The 2974-nt window shown below is 70.4% G+C and carries 5 protein-coding genes and 1 pseudogene; all 6 read left to right on the top strand.

The annotated features are described in order from the left end of the window. Nucleotides 1–219 (top strand): annotated as a pseudogene (locus tag G6026_RS10935) (monovalent cation/H+ antiporter subunit D family protein); the annotation flags it as partial. Then, nucleotides 216–581 (top strand): Na+/H+ antiporter subunit E, encoded by a 366-nt coding sequence (locus G6026_RS10940; RefSeq protein ID WP_107755617.1) that lies wholly within the window; start codon nt 216–218, stop codon nt 579–581. The pseudogene G6026_RS10935 and the gene G6026_RS10940, both read left to right, overlap by 4 nt. Then, the gene (locus G6026_RS10945; RefSeq protein ID WP_107755616.1) at nt 578–835 is read left to right on the top strand and encodes a monovalent cation/H+ antiporter complex subunit F; all 258 of its coding nucleotides are present in this window, start codon (nt 578–580) and stop codon (nt 833–835) included. The genes G6026_RS10940 and G6026_RS10945 overlap by 4 nt, the downstream gene beginning before the upstream one ends. Next, entirely contained in the window at nt 832–1209 is a 378-nt protein-coding gene (locus tag G6026_RS10950) for a monovalent cation/H(+) antiporter subunit G (RefSeq protein WP_107755615.1), read from the top strand. Before G6026_RS10945 ends, G6026_RS10950 begins: the two co-directional genes overlap by 4 nt. Continuing rightward, nucleotides 1202–2650: a magnesium transporter gene (gene mgtE / locus G6026_RS10955; protein ID WP_107755614.1), complete on the top strand. Its 1449-nt coding sequence runs from the start codon at nt 1202–1204 to the stop codon at nt 2648–2650. The genes G6026_RS10950 and mgtE overlap by 8 nt, the downstream gene beginning before the upstream one ends. A 46-nt stretch (nt 2651–2696) precedes the next feature. Further along, on the top strand, nt 2697–2948 hold the full coding sequence (locus G6026_RS10960; RefSeq protein ID WP_347238094.1) for a hypothetical protein: 252 nt from the start codon (nt 2697–2699) through the stop codon (nt 2946–2948). Nucleotides 2949–2974 lie beyond the last annotated feature (26 nt).

The raw sequence follows: 2974 nt of genomic DNA on the forward strand, positions 1-2974 counted from the left end.
TCCGCCACTGTCGCGGACACCGCGGAGGCCGGCTCGCCCGACCCGGACATGGTGCCCCCGGGCCGCCGGATCGGCCTGGCACTGGCGGCGCCCGCGCTGGCGTTGTCCGTGGTGACGCTGGCGCTGGGCCTGGGGGGTCAGCTCCTGCTCGAGCTGTCCGGGACCGCCGCGGCCAACCTCTACGATCCGACCACCTACATCCAGGCGGTGCTCGGATGACCTCCACCCTGACCTGGCCACTGAGAATCGCGTGGTTCCTGCTCTGGTTCTTCTGGCAACAGACCACCACCAGCGCGAAGGTCGTCCGCGACGCCTTCCTGCCCCACGCCTCGATCACCCCGGGCTTCGTGCGGTTCCCCACCAGGTGCCGCAGCGAACTCGAGGTGACGATGCTGTCCTCCCTCATCACCCTGACGCCGGGAACGCTGACCCTGGGTGCGCATCACCCCGGGGAGGGTGAGGACTGGGAGATCGTGGTCCACGGCATGTACTTCCCGGATCCCGACGACCTGACCGCCTCGCTACACGACTTGGAGAACCACATGCTGCGGGCGATCCGTCGAGAGGGGTTGACCCGATGATCGTCGTCGACATCGCCATCGTCCTGGTCGCCATCGCGGCGGTCCTGTCCTCCTACCGTATGATCCGCGGCCCCCACGCCGGGGACCGCGCCATCGCGGCGGACCTGCTCTTCTTCGCGTTCATCGCCCTTCTCGCCCTGGTCGGCGTGCGAGTGGACAGCCCCTTCGTCTACGACCTCGTCCTGGTCGCGACGCTGGTGGGCCTGGTCTCCGCCCTCTCACTGGCCCGACTCATGTCCGGAGGTAGACGATGAGCTGGGAACTGGTGGCGACCGTCCTGGGATCGGTCTCCGTCCTCGTCGGCGCGGTGGTGTTCCTCGGCGGCGCCATCGGTCTCCTGCGATTCCCCGATCTCTACGTCCGTTCGTCGGCGATCGGCGCGGCCGCCGGACTCGGCCTGGTGTTCGTGATCGCCGGAGCCTTCCTGCTGCACCCCACCTGGGAGGCCGCGCCCAAGGTGGCCGTGGCAGCCATCCTCCAGTTCGCCTCCTCGGCGATCGGCGCGATGTACATCGCGCGCGCCGGGTTCCTCTCCGGGGCCGCGCCCACCACCGCGACCCGCTACTCGCAGATCGAGTTCACGACCGGGCCCCCGACCGACTCCACGGAGGTGACACGCGATGACTGAGCCACGCGAACTCTCGGACGATCCCGCGGCACCACCGACCGACGCCACCGGGTTCGCGCTGATCGACGCGTCCGACGAGGACGACACCTCCTACGGCGAGATGAGTCTCGACGAGGCGACGCGGCGCCTGACCAGGCTGCGCTCACGCGGCGACCTGAGAGCCGCGTCGCAGCTCATGGCCTCGCTACCCGACCAGGTCGTGGTGGACATGTTCGAGCGCAGCACCGACAGGGACCTGGCCGTCGCGTTCCGCCTGCTGCCCAAGGGACGTGCGCTCGTGGTGTTCGAGGCCCTCGACGCCCCGGTCCAGTCGGATCTGCTCCGGGGACTGCGTGAGGAGCAGGTCGCCCACCTGTTCGAGGAACTCGACCCCGACGACCGCGTGGCGCTCATGGACGAGCTCCCGGCCCTCGTCGCCACCCGCCTCCTCCGCGGCCTGCCTCCGGAGGAACGGGCCCTCACCAACGAGATCCTCGGCTACCCGGCCGGCTCCATCGGCCGCAGGATGACGCCGGAGTTCGTCTCGGCACGACCGGAGATGACGGCCGAGCAGGCGCTCGCCCGGGTCCACGACCGGCTCGCCGACGTGGAGACCATCTACACCATCCCCGTCGTGGACCAGGGGCGCCGACTCGTCGGAGTGGTCGGTCTCCGGTCACTGATGGGCGCGGATCCCCGCGAGCTCGTCGGGGACCTCATGAACGACGCCATCTCGATCCACGCCCGGGCCTCCGAAGAGGAGGCCGCCCGTCTCAGCGCGGACGAGCGGGTGATCGTCCTGCCCATCACCGACGAGGAGGACCGCCTCGTGGGCATCCTCACCGTCGACGACGCGCTGCGGATCCTCGAGGACGCCGAGACCGAGGACGCGGCCCGCCAGGGTGGCGCCGAGCCCCTCCGCCGGCCGTACCTCTCCACGCCCGTCCGCTCCATCGTCCGCTCCCGCGTGGTGTGGCTGCTGGTGCTCGCCCTGGGCGCCGCGCTCACCGTGCAGGTGCTGGCGGTGTTCGAGACCACCCTGGAGCAGGTGGTGGCGCTGTCGCTCTTCGTGCCGCTCATCATCGGCACCGGCGGCAACACCGGCAACCAGGCGGCCACGACCGTCACGCGCGCGCTGGCACTCGGAGACGTCCGACCCCGCGACGCCCTCCGGGTGCTCGTGCAGGAGGTACGGACCGGGTTCATCCTGGGCCTGGCCCTCGGCGGCGTGGGGCTTCTCGCCGCCGGGTTCATCTTCGGTTTCGATTTCGGTCTGGTCATAGGCCTGACACTGCTGGCGCTGTGCACCATCGCCGCCACCGTGGGCGGGCTCATGCCGCTGCTCGCGCAGTCCGTCAGGGCCGACCCCGCGGTGTTCTCCAATCCGTTCATCACCACCTTCGTCGACGCGATCGGGTTGATCGTCTACTTCCTCATCGCCCGCTCCGTCCTGGGGTTGTAGTGGACGGTCCCGCTTCGAGGCCGGAGGGATCGTCACCGTGGACGTGGTGACCGTCGTCCTGCAGGCCCTGGTGATCGTGCTGGTGCTCAACATCCTGGCCTGCCTCGTCCGGGTGGTCCGCGGCCCCTCCCCGCGGGACCGCGTCACCGGGGTCGTCCTGGCCGGCACCACCGGGGCGGCGTCGCTGGCGGTGCTCTCGGTGATCGGCCCTCTGCCGTCGCTGCGGGATGCAGCGCTCGTCCTGGTGGCGCTGGCGCTGGTCCTCACCGTCACGATGGTCACCGCCCGCCCGCGATGAGTGGTGCGGGCGCCGTCCTCGACGTC

Source organism: Dietzia sp. DQ11-38-2, assembly GCF_014145055.1.
In the GTDB taxonomy this organism is placed as follows: Bacteria; Actinomycetota; Actinomycetes; order Mycobacteriales; family Mycobacteriaceae; genus Dietzia.